Raw genomic sequence first — 18,977 nt, 5'->3', positions numbered from 1 at the left:
GATTGTATCAGCGGTGAGCGTTCAACGAGACGACGTTGTGCATCGTCTCGTCGGCGGTGGACATGAACTTCTTGATGTTGCGCGCCGCCTGACGGATGCGGTGCTCGTTTTCGACGAGCGCCAGACGCACGTAATCGTCGCCCATTTCGCCAAAGCCGATCCCCGGCGCAACGGCAACGTCTGCCTTCTCGACCAGGAGCTTGGAGAACTCGAGGCTGCCGAGATGGCGGAACTTTTCCGGGATCTTCGCCCAGGCGAACATGGTGGCTGCCGGCGGCGGCACTTCGAAGCCGGCCTTGCCGAAGCTGTCGACCATGACGTCGCGGCGGCGCTTGTAGACGCCGCGGACCTCGGCGATATCCGAGCCGTCACCGTTCAGCGCGTGCGTGGCGGCGACCTGGATCGGCGTGAAAGCGCCGTAGTCGAGGTAGGACTTCACGCGCGTCAGCGCTGCGATCAGGCGTTCATTGCCGACAGCAAAGCCCATGCGCCAGCCGGGCATGGAGAAGGTCTTCGACATCGAGGTGAACTCGACGCAGACGTCCATGGCGCCGGGCACCTGCAGCACCGATGGCGGCGGGTTGTTGTCGTCGAAGTAGATCTCCGAATAGGCAAGGTCGGAGAGCACGATGATGTCGTGCTTCTTCGCAAACGCGATGACATCCTTGTAGAAATCGAGCGTCGCGACATAGGCCGTCGGGTTCGACGGATAGTTGACGATCAGCGCCAGCGGCTTCGGGATCGAGTGCTTCACGGCGCGTTCCAGCGGCGGGAAGAAGCTGTCATCCGGCTCGACCGGCAGAGAGCGGATCACGCCGCCCGCCATCAGGAAGCCGAAGGCGTGGATCGGATAGGTCGGGTTCGGGCAGAGAATGACATCGCCGGGCGCGGTGATTGCCTGCGCCATGTTGGCGAAGCCTTCCTTGGAGCCGAGGGTGGCGACCACCTGCGTATCCGGGTTGAGCTTCACGCCGAAGCGGCGGGCGTAATAGGCGGCCTGGGCGCGGCGCAGGCCAGGAATGCCCTTGGACGAGGAATAGCGATGCGTGCGCGGGTCCTGAACCACTTCGCAGAGCTTGTCGACGATCGCCTTGGGGGTCGGCAGGTCAGGGTTTCCCATGCCGAGATCGATGATATCGGCTCCGCCCGCTCGCGCGCTTGCTTTCAAACGGTTGACCTGTTCGAAAACATAAGGCGGCAAACGCCGGACTTTGTGAAACTCTTCCATCTCTTTCCCCACGGAAACGCGGCCACCATGACCGCAAATCGAAGTTCGTCCTAACTTCCGGCTGCTTGCGACACGAACTTCAGAATCGCCAAGGCCGTATTCATCAGACGTCCAGCGCACGGCGATTCTTTGACGGACCGCCTCGGGGCTGACGCTTTATCAGGAAAATTTCATCTTCCGCACCTGACGGAAGGCTTTGCTTGCAAACGCCAGAGAAGGCAAGGCCTTATTTGGTGATTTCGGACAGCGTTTCCGGGCCGTGGTCTTCGGCTAGCTTGCGGTATTCCGCAACGCGGCGCTGGTATTCGGCTTCCGAGATGGTGCCCGCCTTGCGTCGGTTGCTCAGCGCCGTCAGCTTCTGCTGCAGGCCCGAGGCTTCCTCGTCGTTCATCTGAACGTTGGCGGCGGTCAGCGGCGCGCCGAAACCAGGATAGCCGTCACGATAGTGCGACAGACCGCTTTCGGTCGGCGCCTCGCCCTTGGTGGCGTTCATGACCACGGCTGTCGGGGCCGCCTGCTTTGCGGCAAACGCGGCCTTTTCCTCGGGCGTTCGCATGCATCCGGCAAGCGCCATGGCCGCGGCGGCGCCGATAAGGGCGATGCGGGTGACGTTTGCGATGGTACGAATGCCTGTGTTGGTCATGCCAGAGGTTCCAAATCCTTAAGCTGCTTCGACTTGTTAAATTCGCAGCCTGCACAAAGCAATAGCATGAAGGCATGTCTGCGGAACTTGTTTTCTTGATCCGAGCGGATACAACTTGATTTGGATAGAGATGCTGCCGCCGGAGGAACCGCGTGACCGACAGCAACCAGGACAAGAGCGATAAGGGCCAAGGCCCGGGCTTCGAGGCGAAGGATTTCGATCCTTACATGCTGAAGGACCCGGAAACGATGGCGCTGAACTTCGCCCGCGCCCTGGAAAACCTGGGCAAAGCGGCGTCCGCCTGGCTTGGCCCGCGCGAAAGCGGCGAGATTCGCGAAAACACCGCCGACCCCGTCACCGACATGGTCAAGACACTCTCCAAGGTCAGCGAATACTGGATCTCAGACCCGCGCCGCGCCTTCGATGCGCAGACCAAGCTGATGACCAGCTTTTTCGGCGTGTGGATGCGCTCGATGCAGCGCATGCAGGGCGAATCGCTCGAGCCGGAGCCCGATCGCAAGGACAAGCGCTTCGCTGACCAGGACTGGGAGAAGAACCCCTTCTTCGAATTCCTGAAGCAGGCCTATTTCATTACCGCGGACTGGGCCGAAAAACTCGTCACCGAGACCGAGGGTCTGGACGAGCACACGCGGCAGAAGGCCAATTTCTACGTCAGACAGATCACGGCGGCGATCTCGCCGACCAATTTCGTCGCCACCAATCCGCAGCTCTATCGCGAAACGATCGCGAGCAGCGGTGAAAACTTGGTGCGGGGCATGAAGATGCTGGCCGAGGACATCGTGGCCGGCCATGGCGACCTGAAGCTTCGACAGACCGACATGACCAAGTTCGCCGTCGGCCGCGACATGGCGCTGACGCCAGGCAAGGTGATCGCCCAGAACGAGATCTGCCAGATCATCCAATACGAGCCGACGACCGAGACGGTGCTGAAGCGCCCTCTCCTCATCTGCCCGCCCTGGATCAACAAGTTCTACATCCTCGATCTCAATCCGCAGAAAAGCTTCATCAAGTTCTGCGTCGATCAGGGGCAGACGGTGTTCGTCATCTCCTGGGTCAATCCGGATGCGCGCCATGCGGCCAAGGATTGGGCGGCCTATGCGCGCGAAGGGATCGATTTCGCGCTCGAGACCATAGAGAAGGCGACCGGCGAGAAGGACGTCAACGCCATCGGCTATTGCGTCGGCGGCACGCTGCTGGCCGCGACGCTGGCGCTGCACGCCAAGGAGAAGAACAAGCGCATCCGCTCCGCGACGCTGTTCACCACCCAGGTCGATTTCACCCATGCCGGCGACCTCAAGGTGTTCGTCGACGAGGAACAGCTGACGCGGCTTGAGAACTACATGAACGTGACCGGCTATCTCGATGGCTCGAAGATGGCGACCGCTTTCAACATGCTGCGCGCCTCCGAGCTCATCTGGCCCTACTTCGTCAACAATTACCTCAAGGGCCAGGAGCCGATGCCCTTCGACCTCTTGTTCTGGAACGCCGATTCGACGCGGATGGCGGCGGCCAACCACGCCTTCTATCTGCGCAACTGCTATCTGAAGAACGCGCTGACCAAGGGCGAGATGGTGCTCGATGGCCAGGCGGTATCGCTGAAGAGCGTCAAGATCCCGATCTATAACCTCGCAACTCGCGAGGACCATATCGCGCCGGCGAAATCGGTGTTCCTCGGCAGCCAGTTCTTCGGCGGCAAGGTCGATTTCGTGCTCGCCGGCTCCGGCCACATCGCCGGCGTGGTCAACCCGCCGGACAAGAAGAAGTACCAATACTGGACCGGCAGACCGGCCAAGGGCGAATACGAGGACTGGCTCGTCGACGCCGAGGAAGCGGCAGGCTCCTGGTGGCCGCACTGGCAGGCGTGGATCGAGGCCAAGGACGGCAAGCGGGTACCGGCTCGCAAGCCAGGCGGCGATGCGCTGAACGCGCTCGAGGAAGCGCCGGGCAGCTACGTGCTGGAGAAGGCCTGAGCGGCGCTTATGCGCCATCACCGATCGGTGACGTCAATCTACTCGAACACAATCACGCTTGCCGGCGATGGCGGCAGCGGACTGATCGCGATGTCACGGAAGCCCGCCATCGAGGCCATCTCGCGCAGGTTGGACGCCGTATAGGCGTCGCCGCGTGGTGTCGTCGCCAACATTTCTAAGGCGAAGGCTGCGGGAAAATCGGGGGAGACGCGATCCTCGTTGGGGACGAACTCGACGGCGATCAGCTTGCCCTTGGCGCTGAGGCTTGGGCGTGCCTTCTTCAGCAGTTCCGCGCAGCCGGCGATATCGAAGTGATGCAGGAAGTTCGGCAGCATGATGAGATCGTAGTCGCTGCCCCAGTCGACATCGAAGGCGCTGCCGGCGATGAAGCTGAAACGATCGGCCACACCAGCCGCCGTCGCATTCTCCCGCGTCAGTTCCAGCACCGGCTTCCAATCGAGCGCGACGATCCGCGCTTGCGGAATGGCCCTGGCGATCTCGATGCCGAAATAGCCGGGGCCGGCGGCGATATCGAGCACCTTTGACGGCGGTGACGGCCATGCCGCGACGTCGGCGGCAAGCGTCCTGCCCGCCCCGCCGGTAAAGGCGCCCATGGCACGGGCGAAGCGCACCCACACGGGATTGTCAGGCGAGAGGTTCGCCAGCCCCTCGGCGCCGCCATTGCGCACGCAGGCGGCGGGGTCGCTCAGAAAGAGCGAGAGCATCTGCGGTGCCGCGATGAAATCGATGGCCGACCCCATATAGGCGGGCGAATGGCGATCGAGGAACACGGCGCTCGATGGGGTCAGCGCGTAGACGTCGCCACCCTTGCTTAGGAAGCAGGCGACGACGAGATAGTCGCAGAGGATGCGGACGCCGCGCTCGGCGCATCGCATCTCGGATGCCGCCGCCTTGGCCGTCTGGCCCGTTCCTATCACGGTGAAGAGGTCGAGTTCGATCGCCGCCTTCATTGCGGCCGTCTTGCGAACCGCGAACATCGCATCGACAAGCAACGCCGGCGAAATCTCGTTAACGGATGCGGTTTGTGCCGAAGACATTGGCGTTTCCCCTCGGAAGCCTTCGATGCCTTTTCATAGCACATCCGCAATATCTTTTCCCGCTAATATTTATGTCAAAACGGCGACATAGGTCACATTGCACGACGGAGGCCGAGGAACATTAGAAAAAATCGAACAAGATCAACATGGTTAGCGGACAAGGTGACGAATTTCGAAACAGGCGTCGCCGCCGTAAAGGGTTTGGTTACCATAATTCGGCATCATCTCAGCCAACCGGAAATCACGCACAGGCCGCATTTTGGCCCTGTTGCTCCATTACCGGCCCCGGCGAAGAAGTATCCATCTATCTGTACCGCCGGCCTTAGTAACGAGTTGTGAAAGACGAGTGTTATGGCGTTTGCGGTCGATGTGTTTGCCAATACCAGGCCAGTAGGTACGTCCATTTCTCGTTTCAGTCGCTCATTCCGCCTTATGTCCGGGGCGGGTCTCATCGGTGCTAGTTTTGCTGCCTCGGCATGGGTCGTGACGTCGATCGCGACGATGCACGCCGTCGCTCCCGCACCCTACAAGAACGCCATCGGCGATATCGCGCTCGTGCAGCACACCGCCACGGCCGCTCCCAAAGAGCGCAACATTCACGTCAGCAAATTCTCGCGCCTGCAGCCGCTGACGGCGGAAAACCGGTCATCGAAGCGTGAGCGCCTGCTGACGCCCGACGTTCTCAGGGCTGCCTTCGTCGGCAGCTCGGGTCCTGTCATCGCCGACGCCCTGCCCGCACGCACCGTCGTCGCTTCCGCGCAGCCGTCGAAGGTCAAGGACGACGCCGTTGCCGCTGCCACTCAGGTCGCCAGCTCGTCCGATCGCATCGTCATTCCGTCCAAGGCTGAGATCGCCGCACTCGAAGGCCCTGCCCTTCTCGCGCTTGCCGCCATGCCGAAGGCCGCTTCGGATGAGCAGCAGGGCCGCGTTGCCGTCAACGCGCCCGCCTCCATTCCGACAAGGCCCGCAGCTGTCGAAGTGGCAAGCGTCGACGTCGAAAGCGACGCCGGCAAGGGCGACGCCGGCAATGCCTTCGGCCTCGTTCTCAACGACAACAATTCCGTACCGCTGCCGATGGCCCGTCCCGACGGCATGGCCAAGCGCGCGCCGGCAAACGACCGCGCCAGCCGCCCTGCAGAACCGGTGCTTGCCTATGCACGGCCAGATATCGGTGATGATGAAGGCGAAATCCCTGTTGTGCCGAAGCGCCAGGCAAGCCCTGTCGCCCGTGCCGGCGTCGCGGTCTATGACATCTCCGCAAGCATGGTCTACCTGCCCAACGGCGAACGTCTCGAAGCCCATTCCGGCCTCGGCAAGATGCGCGACAATCCGAAATATGTTCGCGAGAAGATGCGTGGCCCGACCCCGCCGCACACCTACCAGCTGACCATGCGCGAAAGCCTGTTCCACGGCGTCGAGGCGATCCGCCTCAACCCGCTCGGCGGCGCCGGCAACATCTACAACCGCGTCGGCCTGCTCGCCCACACCTACATGCTCGGCGCGCGCGGCGACTCCAACGGCTGCGTCTCCTTCAAGGACTACAAGCGCTTCCTTGCCGCCTTCAAGCGCGGCGACATCCGCCAGCTCGTCGTCGTCGAAAGCATGCCCGACAAGCCGCGCTCCACCTTCGCCTCGCTGTTCTCGTCGCGGTCCTAAGACCGCGACGTCGTTCGCTTCACGTCAACTCAGCGGCCGCCTGCGGCCTCGATGATCATCTGGGTGATCTCGTCGGGATGCGAGATCAGCGACAGATGGCTGGATTTGAGCTCGATCGTCTTGGCGCCCATGCGCTTGGCCATGAAGCGCTCCAGATCCGGATTGATCGTCTGATCCTCCGTCGACACCGCATACCAGCTCGGCTTCGAACGCCACGCCGCCTGCGTGGTCTTGCCCGTCAGCAACGCTTTGTGGAACGGCTGCTGCACGGCGTAGAGCACCCTGGCCTTCGCCTCCGGCAGATCGCCGGCGAAATCACGCAGGAACGCCTCTTCACTCAGACGTCCTTCATCGCCATCGAACACGATCCCGGCCGAAGCAGGCGGGGTCGGGTAGGTCTTTGCCAGCGCCGTATAGTCCTCGCCCGCATCGGGCGCGCGGGCGGCGACATAGACCAGCGCCGAAACCTTGGGATGCACGCCGGCCTCGGTGACCAGCATGCCGGAGAAGGAGTGGCCGACGAGGACGGTCGAGCCATCCTGGCGATCCAGCACCTTCTGGACCGAAGCGACGGCTTCAGGCAACGTGGTCAGCGGGTTCTGCACGGCGGTGGCGTTGAAACCGGCAGCCTGCAGGCGCGCGATCACCTCCGTCCAGCAGGAACCGTCTGCGAACAGCCCGTGGGCCAGAACGATGTTGCGCGCCTTGGCGGGCTGCGCCATCGCGGCCATGCCGCGCGTAGAAATGAGGGAAGCGGCAGCGCCGGCGAGAAGCGCTGTCGAGAAAGTCCGTCTGTTGATCATCATGGTCTTTACCTTCGGCTTTGATCCATCCGACCCGGCGACAGGCTGTGGCCCCGCGCATGATCGGCACCGGTCGATCTGCATCGGCCTGCCGGTTCTCTTCCGGGCACCGTCGCGACACCATTGAATGTGTCGCGTGCCTTGGCCAAGACCTGCAGCCAGGACACGATCGCCGGCTGGCGCAGGTGAGGATGACCTCGCTACAGGCATGCCGTTTATGCCTGATTGTCCTGACGCGACCCGTATACGCCGGCGTCGGCGGGTTTGTTACAGGTCGGGTTCGCGACAGGACGACGTTAAGCGCTCAGATTTCCTTCAGGCTCGGCGCATTGTCCAGCCGGCCGATCAGCGTCGCGCTCGCCTCGTTGAGGCCGTTCACCTCGACGGCGACGCCGTGGGCCTTGAAGCGCTGCACCACGCGGTCCAGCGCCGCGACGGCGGTGATGTCCCAGAAATGCGCGTGGGTGAGATCGATCGTCACCGCCATGCCCTCGGCATCGGCGATGTCGAAGGCGTCGATGAAGACGTCGGCGGAGGCGAAGAAGACCTGGCCGGTGACATGATAGGCGATGCGCTCGCCCGCTTCGTCCGTGTCCTTGCGGACCGACAGCAGCTTGGCGACCTTGAAGGTGAAGAAGACGCCGCTCAGCAGCACGCCGACGGTGACGCCGAGCGCCAGGTTGGCGGTGAAGACGGTGACGATAACGGTCGCCAGCATGACGATGCTCGAGGTCTTCGGATGCACCACCATGGTTTTGACCGACGACCAGTCGAACGTGTCGATCGACACCATGACCATGATCGCGACCAATGCCGCGACGGGCACCTGCGAGACCCATGGCTTCAGCAGAACCATGAGGATCAACAGCAGCGCGCCGGCAAACAGCGTCGAGAGACGGCCGCGGCCGCCGTACTTCACGTTGCTGACCGTCTGGCCGATCATGCCGCAGCCGGCGATGCCGCCGAACAGGCTGGCGGCGGCGTTGGCTATGCCGAGGCCGGCGCATTCGCGGTTCTTGTCGCTCGTCGTGTCGGTGAGATCGTCGACGACGCTCGCCGTCATCATCGATTCCAGCAGGCCGACCATGGCGATGGCCAGTGCCGGACCGGCGATGATCTCAAGCGTCTCCAGGTTCAGCGGCACTTGCGGCCAGGCGAAGATCGGCAGCGAATCCGGCAGCTTGCCGAGATCGGCGACGGTCAGCAACGGCAGATGCAGGCCGACGGAGGCGATCGTCAGCAGCAGGATGCAGATCAGCGGCGACGGGATGGCGGTGGTGATGCGCGGGGCGATGTAGATCACCGCGAGGCCAGCGGCCAGCATGGCATAGGCGATCCAGTCGCCGCCGATGATATGCGGCAGCTGGGCGCCGAAGATCAGGATCGCCAGTGCGTTGACGAAGCCGGTGCGCACCGATTTCGACACGAAGCGCATCAGCACGCCGAGGCGCAACAGGCCGAACACGACCTGGATGACGCCGGCGAGCAGGCCGGCGGCGAAGAGATAGGGCAGCCCGTGGGCGTGCACCAGCGGTGCCGCGACCAGCGCCACGGAACCGGCGGCGGCGGAGATCATCGCCGGGCGGCCGCCGGTGAAGGCGATGACGATGCCGATGACGAAGGAGGCGAACAAGCCGACCTGCGGATCGACGCCGGCGACGAAGGAGAAGGCGATGACCTCGGGGATCAGCGCGAAGGTGGCGACGGCGCCGGCAAGCATTTCGCGGGTCGGATTGGAAAACCAATCCCGGCGGAAGGAGGATACGTGCATGTTGGTGATATCTCGCAAAGCGTGGCCCAACGCGCCCTAAGGGGCGGTCGAAATATGGCGTGCAGGTTTTGCGTTGTCTGGCGGATCGGCGGCCAGAAGAGCCACCCGGAATTTCACCGGGTCCGTGGTGAGTGGGTCCGTTATAGCCCGCATTTTTGCCGCGATGCAATATCGCCGGGCCATTTGATCGTCGCAGACATCCAGCGTCGGACGCCGCAAAATCCGTTTCCCTTTTGTACTCTTTGCCTCTTCCATTTCGCGCTGACTCTCTCCATATTCCGGCCATGGCCAAATCTCCGAAAAAGTCCCCCGCCCCCGATGGTTTCGAGGAAGCTCCCCAATCCGCATTCGAAGGCGCGCCCCTAGAGGGTTCCGTCGCCGATTGGGTGAAGCAGCTCGAGGCCGATGCCGAGGCATCCGGTGTCGAGACGCAGCGGCAGATCGCCTCCAAGGCCGGCAAGCACCGCAAGAAGGTGGAGATCGCCGCTTCCAAATCCGCGCGCGGTACGTCCATGGGCGGCTCGACCGACCCGAAGACGCGCGCCGCGGCCGGCCTCAATCCGGTCTCCGGCCTCGACGTATCCCTCGAAGACGCCGCCGCGCTGAAGGCGGGCACGGCCGTGACCGCCACGGTGGAAGCGTTGTCGGCGCTGATCGAGAGCGGCAATCCGCTGTTCAAGGACGGCAAGATGTGGACGCCGCATCGCCCGGCCCGGCCGCCGAAATCCGAAGGCGGCATCGAGATCCGCATGAACTCGGAATACTCACCGGCTGGTGACCAGCCGACGGCGATCAAGGACCTCGTCGAGGGCCTCGACAATGGCGACCGCAGCCAGGTGCTGCTGGGGGTCACCGGCTCCGGCAAGACCTTCACCATGGCCAAGGTGATCGAGGCCACGCAGCGCCCGGCCGTCATCCTGGCGCCGAACAAGACGCTGGCGGCCCAGCTCTACAGCGAATTCAAGAACTTCTTCCCCGACAATGCGGTGGAATATTTCGTTTCCTACTACGACTACTACCAGCCGGAAGCCTATGTGCCGCGCTCCGATACCTTCATCGAGAAGGAAAGTTCGATCAACGAGCAGATCGACCGCATGCGCCACTCCGCCACCCGCTCGCTGCTCGAGCGCGACGATTGCATCATCGTCGCCTCCGTCTCCTGCATCTACGGTATCGGCTCGGTCGAGACCTACACCGCCATGACCTTCCAGATGGAAGTCGGCGACCGCCTGGACCAACGTCAACTATTGGCCGACCTCGTGGCGCAGCAATACAAGCGCCAGGACATCAACTTCGTCCGCGGCTCCTTCCGTGTTCGTGGCGACACGATCGAAATCTTTCCGGCCCACTTGGAAGACGCGGCCTGGCGCATCTCCATGTTCGGCGACGAGATCGACGCCATCACGGAGTTCGACCCGCTCACCGGCCAGAAAACCGGCGACCTGAAGAGCGTGAAGATCTACGCCAACAGCCACTATGTCACCCCGCGCCCGACGCTGAACGGCGCCATCAAGGCGATCAAGGAAGAGCTGCGCCTGCGCCTCGCCGAACTCGAAAAGGCCGGCCGCCTCTTGGAAGCCCAGCGCCTGGAACAGCGCACCCGCTACGATGTCGAGATGCTTGAGGCCACCGGCTCCTGCGCCGGCATCGAGAACTATTCGCGCTATCTCACCGGCCGCAGCCCCGGCGAGCCGCCGCCGACCCTGTTCGAATATATCCCCGACAACGCCCTGCTTTTCATCGACGAAAGCCACGTCACCATTCCGCAGATCGGCGGCATGTACCGGGGCGACTTCAGGCGCAAGGCGACGCTTGCCGAATACGGCTTCCGCCTGCCCTCGTGCATGGACAACCGGCCGCTGCGCTTCGAGGAATGGGACGCGATGCGCCCCGACACCGTCGCCGTCTCGGCCACCCCCGGCGGCTGGGAACTCGACCAGTCCGGCGGCGTCTTTGCCGAGCAGGTGATCCGTCCGACCGGCCTGATCGACCCGCCTGTCGAAGTCCGCTCCGCCCGCAGCCAGGTCGACGACGTGCTCGGCGAGATCCGCGAGACCGCGGCGAAGGGTTACCGCACGCTCTGCACCGTGCTCACCAAGCGCATGGCCGAGGACCTCACCGAATATCTGCATGAACAGGGCGTGCGCGTCCGCTACATGCACTCGGACATCGACACGCTGGAGCGTATCGAGATCATCCGCGATCTTCGTCTGGGTGCTTTCGACGTGCTCGTCGGCATCAACCTTCTGCGCGAAGGCCTCGACATTCCTGAATGCGGCTTCGTCGCCATACTCGACGCCGACAAGGAAGGTTTTCTGCGCTCCGAGACCTCGCTGGTGCAGACCATCGGCCGCGCGGCGCGTAACGTCGACGGCAAGGTCATCCTCTATGCCGACAACATCACCGGCTCGATGCAGCGCGCCATGGACGAGACCGCCCGCCGCCGCGAAAAGCAGGTGGCTTACAACACCGAACACGGCATCACCCCGGAATCGGTGAAGGCGAAGATCTCCGACATCCTCGACAGCGTCTACGAACGCGACCACGTCCGCGCCGACATCTCCGGCGTATCAGGCAAGGGCTTTGCCGACGGCGGCAACCTCGTGGGCGGCAACCTGCAGACCCATCTCAACGCGCTGGAAAAACAGATGCGCGACGCCGCCGCCGATCTCGACTTCGAAAAGGCCGCGCGCCTGCGCGACGAAATCAAACGCCTCAAGGCCGCCGAACTCGCCGTCATGGACGACCCGATGGCGCGCGAGGAGTCCAAAGCCATGGAAGGCATCAAGCGGAACGCCAAGGCCACCCGCGAGTCCCTCAACCCATCGGCAACCTCAACCGGCTCCCTCCCCCCTGTGGGGAGGGTTGGGGAGGGGAAAGCCGCGAACGCCGAGGCCACCTCCCTCTTCCAGAAACCCACCCTCGACGACATGGGCCCAGGCACCGACACCGCCATCCCGTCCCGCACCTTCCGCAGGAACGACCTCGACGAAATGACCGTCGGCCGCACCGAGAAGCCCGTGTCAGGCAAGCTCCCGGAAAAGCCCGACGCCGCCAAGAGCACCAAGCGCTTCTCTCCCCTGCTCGAAGGCCAGCCCGACCGCGACGACCCACGTCCCCTGGTGCGCGGCAAGACGGGTGTCGGCAGCTATGAGGATGCGGGCGATGTGAAACGGCAGAAGCGGACGAAGGGCAAGACGGGGCGGCCGGGGCGGTAGGTGGGCGCGAGCTTGACGCCACTAACCAAACTCCCATAATCGCCTGAACCGGAGGTTCTCCATGAACGCGATTACCGTCCATCTTCCCGACGAAACCGCCGCCCGCCTCGACCGGCTGGCCGATAAGCTGGCGAAGCCTGCGGACAGCGTCGCCGCCGATGCGATCGAGGATTTTGTCGCCCGCGAGGAATGGCAGTTGGCCGAAATCGAGGCTGGGCTCGCGGAAGCCGACCGGGGAGAATTTGCGGGCGAAGATGAGGTGAACGCGGTTTTCGCCAAGTATGGCGTAACGACACGCGGCGCCTGATGCCGCCGATCCGTTACACGAGGCGCGCGCTCGGCAATCTAAGGCATATCGGTGAATGGATCGAGCAGGATAACCCCGCTGCCGCTCTACGCGTCATCGCCCGACTTGCCGCCGCCATCGATCTCCTGCGCGATCAGCCTGACCTGGGACGTCCCGGCCGCATAGCCGGCACGCGGGAACTGGCTCTGGCGGATATTCCCTACATCGTCGCCTATCGGCTGAACGCAGGGCACGTCGAGATCATTGCGGTTTTCCATGCGGCGCAGCGGTGGCCGGAGAGGTTTTAGGCCGTAAGGCACGGGCCTGTTGGCGTCCGCATACATAATACAACAGGGCCAACAAGACGCCGCAGCCACAACCCTAGGCTACTTAGACGCTAAAAATCTCTCTCTAAATGCAGAAGCAAACGTCTCAGACCTAATCGTATCTCTAACTCGCTCTTGCGTAGCAATGCCCATTTCCGCAAGCCGCGCCTGCACAACTCCAATCACTTTTTCAACGAGAGCTTTCAGACTGTCCTCGTCCTTACTAACATCTATAATCTTTTGCGCTATAGCGGCTATCTTGTTCTTTTTCAGAGAGAAAACGTTGGCTCCGTCCAACTCAGACAACCCAACTCCCGCCATGATGTAATATCTAAACGTCTTGTAATCGTTTGGTATGCGCTGATTTCTCCAAAGAAATTCCAATCGATAATAGAGGTACGCTACGGCATGATAAATTCGCACGTCGTGATCATCTAGGAAGATCGAATCCTCATATTCCGATATAATGCCGCGGTAGTCGCGAGCCGCACGGTGTGGTTGGCAAAGGAGGGCGGCAGCTACGGCCTTCATCACCACTGCAGGCTGCATAACTCTGGTTCTTTCAATATCCATTTTTCGATATTGATTATCGCGACGCTCAAAATAGATAATCTCTTCAGCCTCAAGATTTCGGCAGTATTCCTCGAAACTCTTCATGAATGGTCGAAGGGCCCAAAACTGTTCGTCCCTTACTGGATTTTGCCTGTTCGTACCGACTATGATTGAGGAGACAAAATCATCATCCCGCGAACCAATCAAACGGAATGGCACCTGAATCTGGTTAGCCAACTCAAAATTCGCCGGCTCATCTTCCTCACCATAAACCAAATCAAAAATTATATTGCTCGTCTGGCAACCATTAACGATCTGAAAATCCTCTAGCCTGAACTTATCACCAGTTCGATCGATATTCTTCGATACGACTGTAATTCCGTTGTTTCGAAACACGAATTCCAGGCCACCAGAGGATCTAACGTTATCCTTTATGGATACATTTATTTTCGATTTAGAATCATAATCTCTAATGTTATCAAAGAAAACAGATCTATTGACTCCGATTAGGTTCCCAGAGGCATCTCTTAACGTATATAGCTTTAGCAAGTTAGCGGCGTCTATGTATCCAACATAGGCCTCTTCTACATGGTTATTATTCGGCATAACTACGTTTCTAGCGAAGTCGATATCGACCTCCACGGCACTCGTCGCTGCCCTGTAGTATTGCTGTAGATCACTCGCTCCCACAAACTCAACTGACAACGCCGAGTTATCAAATATATTCGTCTCCTGAAGTTGCGACTTGAAATTTGTCCGCAACTTTTCAATTCTAGCCGGACTCTCATAGTTTCCGGTCGCTACGTAATAGCAACTAAGTCTCGGATTTCTTTTGCCGACACCTTTCTCATATATTGCTTCCATTGCATCGATCAGGTCGTCAATCGCGGGGCTTTCTCCCTTTAGCTCCCCATTGAAGAATCCGCTCGCCGCATCGAAAAACTTAGAAATATCGCCGTAGTCATAAGACGTGCCTGTCTTCGCCTGGAAGAATATAAATTCAATAGAAGGGTTGTTGATATTGTCTAATTTCTCCAACGCTTCTTCTCGGTTCTTTACCAACTCCCCTTGAACCACTATGGCTATGCCATCAAGACCGAATTCGTCACCAACGAGATGAACGTCATATGCTTCGATATTTTCGCCAAGCAACCCGGTCATAATACAGAATATTGAGTATATTTCGAACTGCGTATCCTGCTTCTCGTTTAATATCCCGCTGGCTGCTGAGAATTCTCTTAGTTGGGCGCGAATTACGGGGTTCATAGATTCTCCAAATCAGTGCGAATCGGCTAATTGCAATTTTAGAGTGAAAATAAATCCCGCATCAAGCAGGAACTGCGCCGCTATCGATGTATTAGGCGCACTAACAATGCGATGCACTGATATGTGTTTTGTTTTGGAAAATTGGCCCGACGATAATTGCATCATAAAAGACCTACGTCAGTTGTAACAATATTGGCGACTAACGAAACTATTCCCGCTTCGCGCTAATCTATCAAAATCACGCCCAAACAAAAATTTTCCCCACCCTCCCCACCCATGCCATCATCCCCTCACCCCACCACGGATACACCGGCAGGCGTGCCGGCGAGGTGGGGTCGGCGCTGGGTGTTTGAGGAGGACGCAAGCTCTCTCATCCGGGGTTCGCAGAAAATGGTCTCCCTCCGGTGACGGCGGGTTCTATCGCGAGATAGGCCCGAGTTGAGCCCGGACGTGCCTGTGAGGCACACATGGTCTCGTCGCAAAGTTGGGCGAGAAGGCAGAGAGACCGGAGTTGCGTTCATAAACCGCCGAACGGGGTGCTGGAAGGCACCATATTTTTTACTCTATCGCGGTGATTTCCAGCGCCCCGTCCGAGTGAAGCCTGAACCAGCAAACCACGGGTAAAACCAGCCGCGTGACGGCATCGCCGCGCGCCGGAGCCGAAGAGGACCGCAATGCCGCAGCACCCTCATGATAATCCCGGCAAGGACCTTAAGGACCGCCTCGGTCTCGAGTTGATCGTTGCGCTGGCGGCGAGGACATCGGAGATGCTGTCCATGCCGGTCTTAACCTGCCCGATCAACCGCTGCCGCCGCGCTCGCGCCTGCCAGCGCATCGCCGTCAAGGGAAGCAAGCTCGCCTGCGTCCATACGCTGCCCTCGGAATACACACCCTGCTTCACCGACTATCTCGGCTGGGCCGGGATGGCCTGCGCCGATGCCCGCGATGGAGAGCACGGCGCGATGTTCCGGCTCCTTGACCTCCTGCCGCCGGACCTGCGCGGCCATACGGTGTCGGTCGTCCGTGATTGCCTTGCCGGCGACGCCCGGGCGCTCGCCTGCCTCGATGAGACACTTGCCCTTATCGCCGAGAAAGCGCCACCGGTCTTCGAGCACCCGCAGGAGGAAGCGCAGGCCACACCCTGATGCGATCGCGATCGCCACCGCCCCCGGCGCCCCCAGCGCCCCGCCCTGCCCGCCGACATCGCGTTAAACTTGCGTCAACGCCCGCGTGGCATATCTCTCCAGGCGACAGGTAGGAGACTTTTATGGCATTCGTCGGCTTCAAGAACACCCACAATCACACGATCTACGTCAATCCGGCCCAGGTGCTCTATGTCTCGACCTACGAGGAAGACGTCACGATCATCGCCTATGCCGCCGCCGATGCCGCCGGCAAGCCTGCCCTCTCCTATGTGCGTGGGAGTGCCGACATGGTGCAGCACAAGCTCAGCGCCGGCGCGGCCCGCTGATCTACTCGCGCCTACCGGGAATTCTGCTCGCGTTTAGCGGGCAGTCGCCCAACAGTTGGGCATTCGCACGGATTAGGGATGTGAACGTGCCGTTCCGGTACGCATTCCCGGAATGGGTCAGCGATACCGGCCCAGCGTTACCAATCGTCAAGTGTTTGAATCTTTGACCATTCCCGCTTTGGAGCGGCTGATGTCAGAATAATGTCGCTTGCATTTTGCTCCGTTTACTGGCACCAATTGTGTACTCGGGCATTTGCATGCCGGTGACTGGACTGATGTGGCTGAGCCCTTCTTTGAGGGGCGGCGTGGGGGGACCTTCACGCGCGTAGACGTTCTTTCCCCGTTCGTGAACTACTCGACTGACCCTTCGCGTTCTGAGTTAAGATGAGGGAGCGCGAAAGTGAAAGCCGTCCATTTCCTCTCGGGGGGATGGATACCAGACAGACTACAGGGAAAAGGACCTATCCCAATGGCCACCAAAGGCGTCGTAAAATTCTTCAACCAGGACAAGGGTTTTGGTTTCATCACTCCTGATGGCGGTGCGAAGGACGTATTCGTTCACATCTCCGCTCTCCAGGCTTCCGGCATCCAGTCGCTCCGCGAAGGCCAGCAGGTTACCTTCGACACCGAGCCGGATCGCATGGGCAAGGGCCCGAAGGCCGTCAACATCTCGGCCAACTAATACTGGTTTCTGCCTCGGCAGGACTGCGAACGGCGCTCCGCAAGGGCGCCGTTTTCGTTTTCCGGCTTGCTGGCGCCGGGTGGCTCGATCGGCTGCCAATGGGATGGCAGCGTGCGCGGAAGGCGTGATAGCTTAAATGCGCCTCCCCCATTGATCGCAATGGACGAACCCGGCATAGCTGCATTATGAATGACGACAATTTCCGCTAAGGCCCCCGCAATGGTAAACTATATCGAAGCCTCCTCCGCGCCATCCAAGAATACCGGCGCCATCAGGCTCTACGGCGCCGATGCCTTCGCGGGCATGCGCAAGGCGTGCCAGGTCACCGCCCGGTGTCTCGATGCGCTTGATGATATCGTCAAGCCGGGTGTGACGACCGATGCGATCGATCGTTTCGTCTTCGATTTCGGGCTTGAGAATGGCGCCGTTCCGGCGACGCTCAATTACCGCGGCTATACGAAATCCACCTGCACCTCGATCAACCATGTCGTGTGCCACGGCATCCCGGATGCCAAGCCGCTGCGCGAGGGCGATATCGTCAATATCGACGTCACCTATGTGGTCGATGGCTGGCATGGCGATTCCAGCCGCATGTATACCGTCGGCACAGTCAAGCGCGCCGCCGAGCGGCTGCTCGAAGTGACCTATGAATCGCTGATGCGCGGGATTGCCGCCGTGCGCCCCGGTGCGCGCACCGGCGCCATCGGCGAGGCGATCCAGACCTATGCCGAGGCCGAGCGCTGCTCCGTCGTGCGCGATTTCTGCGGCCATGGGGTCGGCGCGCTGTTTCACGACAGCCCGAATATCCTGCATTACGGCCGCGCCAGCGAGGGGCCTGAATTGCGCGAGGGCATGATCTTCACGATCGAGCCGATGATCAACCTCGGTCGCCCGCATGTGAAGGTGCTGGCCGATGGCTGGACCGCCGTTACCCGCGACCGGTCGCTATCCGCGCAATACGAGCACACGGTCGGCGTCACCGCCGATGGCTGCGAGATCTTCACGCTGTCGCCCGGCGGGCTCGACCGCCCGGGCCTGCCACCCCTCACAAAATGAGCCGCTGATGGCAAAAGGACCGGTTTCCCATTCCGAAGACCTGGAGCTGCCTTTCGCGGCGGATGAGGACGATGGCATGGACGAGCGGTCCTTCTTCGCCGAGCAGGCCGGCAAGCCCGCAGCGCTTCGGCCCTCGCCCGCCAAGGAAGAGCATTATCACGGCCACCGCGAGCGGCTGCGCCAGCGCTTCCGCGATCATGGCGATACGGCGCTTGCCGATTACGAGATGCTGGAGCTGATGCTGTTCCGGCTGATCCCGCGCCGCGATACCAAGCCGATCGCCAAGGCGCTGCTCGACCGCTTCGGCTCGCTCGCCGCCGTCTTCGGCGCGCCGATCGCGCTGCTGCAGGAGGTGAAGGGCGTCGGTGAAGCCGTGGCGCTCGATCTGAAGCTGATATCGACCATCGCGCACCGGACGCTGAAGAGCGAACTGCGCGGCAAGCAGGTGCTGTCGTCGTGGTCGTCTGTGATCGAATACTGCCACGCCGCCATGGCGCATGAGACCCGCGAGCAATTCCGGATCCTGTTCCTCGACAAGCGCAACGCGCTGATCGCCGACGAAGTCCAGGGGCATGGCACGGTCGATCACACACCGGTCTATCCGCGCGAAGTGGTGCGCCGCGCGCTGGAGCTTTCGGCCACCGCGATCATTCTGGTGCATAACCACCCGTCCGGCGATCCCACGCCGTCGCGCGCCGATATCGACATGACCAAGATGATCATCGATACGGCCAAGCCGCTCGGGATCACGGTGCACGACCACATCATCATCGGCAAGGATGGCCATGCCAGCCTCAAGGGCTTGCGGCTGATCTGAAATCGCCGCCGCGATTTTCCCCGCGCAGGTCGGATCCGCTATTCTGGAGCGACCCATTCGTTCTCATCGTCGATGGCCGTCTCTATGACGAACCATCCCGCAGCACCGACACCGCCGCCCTTATTTCGTCTCGCTCATTCCTAATATTCGGCC

16 protein-coding genes and 1 other annotated feature are annotated in these 18,977 nt (G+C 61.1%); of the genes, 10 read left to right on the top strand and 6 right to left on the bottom strand.

Annotated features, from left to right (window positions below; all coding sequences use genetic code 11):
* Positions 1 to 7: 7 nt before the first annotated feature.
* Both ACIQUB_RS06650 and ACIQUB_RS06645 read right to left on the bottom strand, forming a co-directional pair.
* The gene (locus tag ACIQUB_RS06650) at positions 8 to 1,228 is read right to left on the bottom strand and encodes an LL-diaminopimelate aminotransferase (RefSeq protein WP_018900041.1); all 1,221 of its coding nucleotides are present in this window, start codon (positions 1,226 to 1,228) and stop codon (positions 8 to 10) included.
* Between the two features lie 226 nt (positions 1,229 to 1,454).
* Positions 1,455 to 1,871, bottom strand: coding sequence for a hypothetical protein (locus ACIQUB_RS06645; protein WP_047512040.1), 417 nt, complete (start codon positions 1,869 to 1,871; stop codon positions 1,455 to 1,457).
* A gap of 152 nt (positions 1,872 to 2,023) precedes the next feature.
* Between ACIQUB_RS06645 and phaC the strand changes: the two genes are divergently transcribed.
* Entirely contained in the window at positions 2,024 to 3,862 is a 1,839-nt protein-coding gene (gene phaC / locus ACIQUB_RS06640) for a class I poly(R)-hydroxyalkanoic acid synthase (RefSeq protein WP_113239303.1), read from the top strand.
* A 38-nt stretch (positions 3,863 to 3,900) separates the two neighbouring features.
* On the opposite strand, the gene ACIQUB_RS06635 is transcribed toward phaC, so the two are convergent.
* Positions 3,901 to 4,920 (bottom strand): methyltransferase, encoded by a 1,020-nt coding sequence (locus tag ACIQUB_RS06635; protein WP_402928994.1) that lies wholly within the window; start codon positions 4,918 to 4,920, stop codon positions 3,901 to 3,903.
* 351 nt (positions 4,921 to 5,271) lie between these two features.
* Here ACIQUB_RS06635 and ACIQUB_RS06630 point away from each other — a divergent pair, with 351 nt between their 5' ends.
* On the top strand, positions 5,272 to 6,576 hold the full coding sequence (locus ACIQUB_RS06630; protein WP_113239301.1) for a tlde1 domain-containing protein: 1,305 nt from the start codon (positions 5,272 to 5,274) through the stop codon (positions 6,574 to 6,576).
* Positions 6,577 to 6,605: 29 nt separating this feature from the next.
* Here ACIQUB_RS06630 and ACIQUB_RS06625 read toward each other — a convergent pair whose 3' ends face one another.
* Together ACIQUB_RS06625 and ACIQUB_RS06620 are read right to left on the bottom strand one after the other, a co-directional pair.
* A complete protein-coding gene (locus ACIQUB_RS06625; RefSeq protein WP_113239300.1) occupies positions 6,606 to 7,382 on the bottom strand; it encodes an alpha/beta hydrolase in 777 nt (258 codons plus the stop codon).
* 301 nt (positions 7,383 to 7,683) lie between these two features.
* On the bottom strand, positions 7,684 to 9,150 hold the full coding sequence (locus ACIQUB_RS06620; protein ID WP_113239299.1) for a SulP family inorganic anion transporter: 1,467 nt from the start codon (positions 9,148 to 9,150) through the stop codon (positions 7,684 to 7,686).
* Positions 9,151 to 9,221: 71 nt separating this feature from the next.
* Positions 9,222 to 9,277, bottom strand: a sequence feature (sul1 is cis-regulatory element that is thought to sense ions involved in sulfur or methionine metabolism; They are found in Alphaproteobacteria).
* Between the two features lie 157 nt (positions 9,278 to 9,434).
* Here ACIQUB_RS06620 and uvrB point away from each other — a divergent pair.
* The 3 genes from uvrB (at position 9,435) to ACIQUB_RS06605 (ending at position 12,962) form a co-directional block, all read left to right on the top strand.
* Positions 9,435 to 12,368, top strand: coding sequence for an excinuclease ABC subunit UvrB (uvrB, locus tag ACIQUB_RS06615; protein WP_113239298.1), 2,934 nt, complete (start codon positions 9,435 to 9,437; stop codon positions 12,366 to 12,368).
* Between the two features lie 61 nt (positions 12,369 to 12,429).
* Positions 12,430 to 12,675, top strand: a complete 246-nt coding sequence (locus ACIQUB_RS06610) for a CopG family ribbon-helix-helix protein (protein ID WP_113239297.1) — start codon at positions 12,430 to 12,432, stop codon at positions 12,673 to 12,675.
* The gene (locus ACIQUB_RS06605; RefSeq protein WP_113239296.1) at positions 12,675 to 12,962 is read left to right on the top strand and encodes a type II toxin-antitoxin system RelE/ParE family toxin; all 288 of its coding nucleotides are present in this window, start codon (positions 12,675 to 12,677) and stop codon (positions 12,960 to 12,962) included. The genes ACIQUB_RS06610 and ACIQUB_RS06605 overlap by 1 nt, the downstream gene beginning before the upstream one ends.
* Positions 12,963 to 13,040: 78 nt before the next feature.
* Here the strand turns inward: ACIQUB_RS06605 and ACIQUB_RS06600 are convergent, their stop codons facing one another.
* Positions 13,041 to 14,798, bottom strand: a complete 1,758-nt coding sequence (locus tag ACIQUB_RS06600; protein ID WP_402928990.1) for an AIPR family protein — start codon at positions 14,796 to 14,798, stop codon at positions 13,041 to 13,043.
* A gap of 674 nt (positions 14,799 to 15,472) precedes the next feature.
* Here ACIQUB_RS06600 and ACIQUB_RS06595 point away from each other — a divergent pair.
* The 5 genes from ACIQUB_RS06595 to radC all read left to right on the top strand — a co-directional run bounded on the left by ACIQUB_RS06595 (position 15,473) and on the right by radC (position 18,824).
* Complete coding sequence (locus ACIQUB_RS06595; RefSeq protein ID WP_402928988.1) at positions 15,473 to 15,943, top strand: hypothetical protein; 471 nt, start codon at positions 15,473 to 15,475, stop codon at positions 15,941 to 15,943.
* Positions 15,944 to 16,065: 122 nt separating this feature from the next.
* On the top strand, positions 16,066 to 16,269 hold the full coding sequence (locus tag ACIQUB_RS06590) for a hypothetical protein (RefSeq protein ID WP_018900053.1): 204 nt from the start codon (positions 16,066 to 16,068) through the stop codon (positions 16,267 to 16,269).
* A 469-nt stretch (positions 16,270 to 16,738) separates the two neighbouring features.
* Positions 16,739 to 16,951, top strand: a complete 213-nt coding sequence (locus tag ACIQUB_RS06585; RefSeq protein ID WP_018900054.1) for a cold-shock protein — start codon at positions 16,739 to 16,741, stop codon at positions 16,949 to 16,951.
* Positions 16,952 to 17,170: 219 nt separating this feature from the next.
* Positions 17,171 to 18,007: a type I methionyl aminopeptidase gene (gene map / locus ACIQUB_RS06580; RefSeq protein ID WP_018900055.1), complete on the top strand. Its 837-nt coding sequence runs from the start codon at positions 17,171 to 17,173 to the stop codon at positions 18,005 to 18,007.
* Positions 18,008 to 18,014: 7 nt separating this feature from the next.
* The gene (gene radC, locus ACIQUB_RS06575) at positions 18,015 to 18,824 is read left to right on the top strand and encodes a DNA repair protein RadC (RefSeq protein ID WP_113237043.1); all 810 of its coding nucleotides are present in this window, start codon (positions 18,015 to 18,017) and stop codon (positions 18,822 to 18,824) included.
* The last annotated feature ends 153 nt before the right edge of the window (positions 18,825 to 18,977 follow it).

The sequence above is a fragment of the Rhizobium sp. NPDC090275 genome, from assembly GCF_044772225.1.
Lineage (GTDB): Bacteria > Pseudomonadota > Alphaproteobacteria > Rhizobiales > Rhizobiaceae > Rhizobium.
The sequence above is the reverse complement of the archived record's forward strand: the minus strand, read 5'-3'. Positions and strand labels throughout refer to the sequence as shown.

Bases quoted from the DNA above. Each gene is read 5' to 3' on its own strand.
- ACIQUB_RS06620 (WP_113239299.1), bottom strand. From the start codon at position 9,150: ATGCACGTATCCTCCTTCCGCCGGGATTGGTTTTCCAATCCGACCCGC.
- ACIQUB_RS06630 (WP_113239301.1), top strand. From the start codon at position 5,272: ATGGCGTTTGCGGTCGATGTGTTTGCCAATACCAGGCCAGTAGGTACG.
- uvrB (WP_113239298.1), top strand. From the start codon at position 9,435: ATGGCCAAATCTCCGAAAAAGTCCCCCGCCCCCGATGGTTTCGAGGAA.
- ACIQUB_RS06600 (WP_402928990.1), bottom strand. From the start codon at position 14,798: ATGAACCCCGTAATTCGCGCCCAACTAAGAGAATTCTCAGCAGCCAGC.
- ACIQUB_RS06650 (WP_018900041.1), bottom strand. From the start codon at position 1,228: ATGGAAGAGTTTCACAAAGTCCGGCGTTTGCCGCCTTATGTTTTCGAA.
- radC (WP_113237043.1), top strand. From the start codon at position 18,015: ATGGCAAAAGGACCGGTTTCCCATTCCGAAGACCTGGAGCTGCCTTTC.
- ACIQUB_RS06625 (WP_113239300.1), bottom strand. From the start codon at position 7,382: ATGATGATCAACAGACGGACTTTCTCGACAGCGCTTCTCGCCGGCGCT.
- ACIQUB_RS06605 (WP_113239296.1), top strand. From the start codon at position 12,675: ATGCCGCCGATCCGTTACACGAGGCGCGCGCTCGGCAATCTAAGGCAT.
- ACIQUB_RS06645 (WP_047512040.1), bottom strand. From the start codon at position 1,871: ATGACCAACACAGGCATTCGTACCATCGCAAACGTCACCCGCATCGCC.
- ACIQUB_RS06595 (WP_402928988.1), top strand. From the start codon at position 15,473: ATGCCGCAGCACCCTCATGATAATCCCGGCAAGGACCTTAAGGACCGC.
- ACIQUB_RS06590 (WP_018900053.1), top strand. From the start codon at position 16,066: ATGGCATTCGTCGGCTTCAAGAACACCCACAATCACACGATCTACGTC.
- map (WP_018900055.1), top strand. From the start codon at position 17,171: ATGGTAAACTATATCGAAGCCTCCTCCGCGCCATCCAAGAATACCGGC.
- ACIQUB_RS06585 (WP_018900054.1), top strand. From the start codon at position 16,739: ATGGCCACCAAAGGCGTCGTAAAATTCTTCAACCAGGACAAGGGTTTT.
- ACIQUB_RS06610 (WP_113239297.1), top strand. From the start codon at position 12,430: ATGAACGCGATTACCGTCCATCTTCCCGACGAAACCGCCGCCCGCCTC.
- ACIQUB_RS06635 (WP_402928994.1), bottom strand. From the start codon at position 4,920: ATGTCTTCGGCACAAACCGCATCCGTTAACGAGATTTCGCCGGCGTTG.